Annotated in this window: 3 protein-coding genes and 2 pseudogenes; 2 read left to right on the top strand and 3 right to left on the bottom strand. The window is 52.5% G+C overall.

What is annotated here, in order from left to right; all coding sequences use genetic code 11:
* Positions 1-338, top strand: a pseudogene (locus D9V82_RS11730) (transposase); the annotation flags it as partial.
* On the opposite strand, the gene D9V82_RS12950 reads toward D9V82_RS11730, so the two are convergent.
* Together D9V82_RS12950 and D9V82_RS11720 are read right to left on the bottom strand one after the other, a co-directional pair.
* Positions 333-1,199, bottom strand: a complete 867-nt coding sequence (locus D9V82_RS12950) for a collagen-like protein (RefSeq protein ID WP_121912513.1) — start codon at positions 1,197-1,199, stop codon at positions 333-335. The pseudogene D9V82_RS11730 and the gene D9V82_RS12950 overlap by 6 nt on opposite strands.
* Positions 1,200-1,524: 325 nt before the next feature.
* Positions 1,525-2,097, bottom strand: a complete 573-nt coding sequence (locus tag D9V82_RS11720; RefSeq protein WP_147446210.1) for a phospholipase A2 family protein — start codon at positions 2,095-2,097, stop codon at positions 1,525-1,527.
* A gap of 319 nt (positions 2,098-2,416) precedes the next feature.
* Between D9V82_RS11720 and D9V82_RS11715 the strand changes: the two genes are divergently transcribed.
* Positions 2,417-3,229 (top strand): hypothetical protein, encoded by an 813-nt coding sequence (locus tag D9V82_RS11715; protein ID WP_147446209.1) that lies wholly within the window; start codon positions 2,417-2,419, stop codon positions 3,227-3,229.
* Between the two features lie 754 nt (positions 3,230-3,983).
* Here the strand turns inward: D9V82_RS11715 and D9V82_RS12460 are convergent.
* A pseudogene (locus tag D9V82_RS12460) lies at positions 3,984-4,186 on the bottom strand (hypothetical protein); the annotation flags it as partial.

The following is a 4,186-nucleotide window of genomic DNA, read 5'->3' as shown; positions in this document are numbered from 1 at the left end:
GGAGGATGCGTGGGATAGATTCGTGCCATTTGTGCAGTTTCCTCCAGCAGCCAGGAAGGTTATCTATGACGGCGAATTCGATTGAATCGTTTAACAACCAGCTGCGTAAAGCCACGCGTAACCGGGTCCAATTTACTAATGATGATTCCGCGTTAAAGACGTTGTGGTTGATGATCTGCAATACCGAAGACAAACGAGCCTTAAAGAGGGCCAAGCAAGGCAAACGGGCCTCAGCTACAGCCAGCAGGCTCGTGGAAGGAGCGCGAGTATCCGGTTGGAAACAAGCCATCAACCACATGGCCGTGGCCTTTCCCGACCGCTTCGACAAATACCTATAAACCTAACCCCACACACAAACAACTTGACACGCTCTCAGAGGGCAGATTCTCATAACGAGCTACCTGGCCAGCAATGGAGATACCTTTGCCGTCTTGTCCCTTTTCTCCTTGTGGCCCTCGAGGCCCAGTAGGTCCTTGCTCACCAGGGACACCCTGGGGGCCTTGTGCACCTTGTGGCCCGGTGAGCCCAGTGGGCCCTTGATCCCCCTTTTCACCATCCGGTCCCTGGGGTCCTCGTATGTTGCCTACTTGCTGCCACGCCATGTGTTTTTCTCCTTTCAAGAGTTGGTAGAAGTTTCCGGTGATGATGTCAAGCCATCTGTCACCGGGTTTTGCCCCGAGAATGTAATCCGGAGGGGTACCCTGCCTGATCCAGAGCTGTTCACGATCAAGCGAAGCATCAGATATCCCAGCAGGCGCTGGCGGGCCCGGTGGGCCTGGTGGCCCGATTTCACCTTGTGGACCCTGCGGGCCTATAAGACCACCTGTAGCAACGACTTCTTGCGCACGGTAGGCGGCCTCTTCGGCGATGCGGGCCCACTCACGTAATCGACGTTCTTGAGCAGGAATGTAATCCTGGGCAACACTGATCACATCGGATAGCAGGATGCGGCCTTCGTCCGGGATCATGATGTTAAACGTGGCACCACGATATCCACGTGCTCGTAGGTAGACCACAGCTGGTCCGGGCTCTACATCGTCAAAGATAGCGATGCCCTCGGTAAAAGGGACGGTGATTTCTTGGGGCATGACGACACGTTGCCCGCGCACAGAAGCACGCGGAGACGGAACCGTAATAGTGGCAGATTCACCCCACCGAGCACCAAAAATCGTAACCGCATCACACACTAGCGTTGTCATACCCTACAGTCTGCCCTAGTAGGGTGTCGGCTTAGCCCGGGACTATGTGACCAAGGCTAATTACATATAGTATCTGGTATATAAGGAAACTTAGCCAAAAAATGATAAACGGACACAAGGCTGCACATATTGATAGTATTATCCCCTTGCCAGATTTTCCTACCAGAGCTATGGACAGCGCTATTGCTCCGGCAGGTAATGTTACTGGCAGAAACTTATCAACACCTAAATCTGTAGCGAGAGCCACTAAAACGGTTCCTACAAATGTGCATAGAGAAATCGCTATGGATGTCCTTGCTAGGGAAATTTTATTTCGGCTACTCATTTATTTGAAGGGGTTGCACAGGTTGGAGTTGAAATAACTCGCAACAGCTACCGTCATTGCGTTTTCACCGGCACCATGGAAATTTCCACGATTACGTTTGATGTCATCAATGAGTGCTCGATCGCAAGAACATGCAAAGTAGCCTTTTTCGGCGTAACATTTATCGTGTCGCATGCAAATACTGTCCAGAGTATTAATGGGTGCATCAGGACCGCTATGGCCCGGACCGCACCAGTTTCCATATCCAATGGATCGGAAGGAGGTTTCCCTTCCTCCTTCTTGCTGATTGCTCAGCTCATTGAAATAATGTCCAACTTCGAGTAAGAAGCCGGAAGCGCCATCGGCTTCTGCGCTTTCCGCATCAAATTGACTTTTTCCATCTTCGGTGATGACATACTGGTCAACCGTGGCAATTAGGGAATCGAAGTCACTTTCCATCCCTGCCTGATCGGGACTAATTGCAGTGGCTTGAATCTTTGTGTCACAATTATTCGCGGCAGTAGCGGCGGGGGTGGCGATTGCTGTTAGTGCTGCTGTTGCTATCGTGATGATCTTCATTGATTTTTTGCGCACAGTTGCTCCTCACCCTTATCTTCTATAGGGGATAGTACAATCTTCATGTTTATCTGGTGGGTATTTGTTTCCTTCCTTTTGGCTGATTTCCAGCATAGGAAAATATGATTGTGATCTCATTGAGGTATGGATATTTACCCTCGTTTGGGTGTGTGCGAAAGTAGACTGTGCTGGTGAGGTGGGTCATATAACGTGTGGACCTTTGAGGAGTGGTGTGGGCTGGCTGGTTGTTAAGCGGTGTTCATGTGATGGCGTACGTTGGGGCGGGCTGCTTTGGCCGTGCAACGCGGGCTATGCCGAGGTCTCTACACTAGAGCACATGACAATGACACCCCACAATCATGACCCAAATGATGACCCCTGGGAGGAATCACAGGACGAGCGACTGCTCCGACAGGAACTTGTCCGCGCGGAAGGCCTGTGGGACGCAGGAAACACTCATGAGGCAATCTTTGCGGCCCATCGCGCAATGACCTTCGCAGCAAAGATCGGAGATGAACACGAGTATGGAGTAGATACACGTCCGTGGCTATTTCTTGCCGACATCTACGAAGATCAGGGCAGGAACGAACAGGCAGTGCAGACTATGCGTGATTGTATGGTGGCTTACTACGATCATCTTCGTTTTGATTGGACATGCGGAAATCCCGGCTACAAGGAGGCTCGCCGTCGCCTAATTGGTCTATTATCCGGCCCTGAAGCGCTATGGTCCTATGATCATGCAGCTGCGGGTATCGATTGGTCGGATACGGAGATGCACCACCGATGGCTCCAGGGCCTGTACGCGGCTCAAGCAATGGACGAAACCCGGGATTATACGGACTTGTGGAGCACTGTAGAGGAATTGAAAAAGCTTAGGAAGTGGGAAGAAGTAGAGACGCTGCTTTGCAGGATGCGTGATGCTGCTGAGAATGAGTGTGCTCTTATTCAAGCTCCTCTTGATCCGAGGATCGCGGCAGAGCTCGCGCGACTCTACGTACGGCAAGAGGATAAGAAACGCGCGATGCTGGCCCTTCGTCGTCATCGCAGCGTGATGGACCAGTACGTCACTCCGTTTCAGCAACATACTGATCCCGGTACCCGTAGTCTTGGTAACTGGTTGTATGCCCTGGAAGGGCCTCGGCCTAGGTGATTCGGTGACCCTGACGGGGGATGACGGGGGAATCGCACGCATAATGGGGGTAATGGTTGGTCGGGGCCGTAGCCGTCGCCGGAGTCTGGGTTGAAGGTGGGTTCGATGTAAGGCACAGCCGGGACGAACTCGCCGAGCGGTATAGCTTCCTCTACCTCCGGATACAGCTGAGGAGTCCATGTCGCACGCATTTGACTATTACATGTTTCGCTCCACCCGCTGGTGCCATCGCTGTAGAAAGTGGTTCCGAACTGATGCAGATTCGGGTCTCCGCACGAGGAGACCGTCTTTCCGGCAATGGGAGAAGTTTGAGCTGGTGCTATCTCCTGTGCTGCGGGTTCTGCATCGCGGGGTGAATCTTGGGGCGGGACAGTTTCTTCAGCTTCAGTGCTAGTTGGTTCTGGTTGGCTGGTTGGGGTTTGGGAGGTGGGGGCCTGACCCCCGGAAAGTGGACACATCGGGGGCTAGCTATGCTGCTGTGGTCAGTGTAGCTGAAGTCTCGGTTTCACAGACATCAGGCGCTACAAGATTGCACCAGGGGTGCCGCCTGCGCGTGTTACAAGCGCATGCACCACCGGAAGACCTCTTGGCGACAGCTAATTGGGTTGTCAAAGACTTTCCTATCGCGCAGCAATTCCCGCTTTAAAGTGGCGTTAAACGATTCTGCTAGGGCTTCTATCAGGTCAAGTCCCGTGTAGTGGTGTAGCGGTTTGTGATTTCGGCTCGGTATGAAGTTCGGGGTTTGGTTAAGCGGTTAGCTGGTGGTGGTCGTCACGATGTTCTTCTGGGTGGTGCATGAGGTGTTTGGTGTGTTCGAGTGCTGAAAGTGCTGAAGTGTCCCAGGTTTTGTTCCGTTTGAGTAGATGGGAAAATCTGGAATATGCCAAGAAAATTTGACCAAGATGCGAAGGACCGTGTGGTCCGTCTCGTGGAAGACCGCATCTTGGCGGAAAACAT

This window comes from Corynebacterium macginleyi (assembly GCF_003688935.1).
Classification (GTDB): Bacteria; Actinomycetota; Actinomycetes; order Mycobacteriales; family Mycobacteriaceae; genus Corynebacterium; species Corynebacterium macginleyi.
Note: the sequence above shows the minus strand (reverse complement) of the source record. Positions and strands in the feature narration are given on the sequence as shown.

Excerpts from the sequence above, each read along its gene's own strand:
- D9V82_RS11715 (WP_147446209.1), top strand. The coding sequence starts at position 2,417 with ATGACAATGACACCCCACAATCATGACCCAAATGATGACCCCTGGGAG.
- D9V82_RS12950 (WP_121912513.1), bottom strand. The coding sequence starts at position 1,199 with ATGACAACGCTAGTGTGTGATGCGGTTACGATTTTTGGTGCTCGGTGG.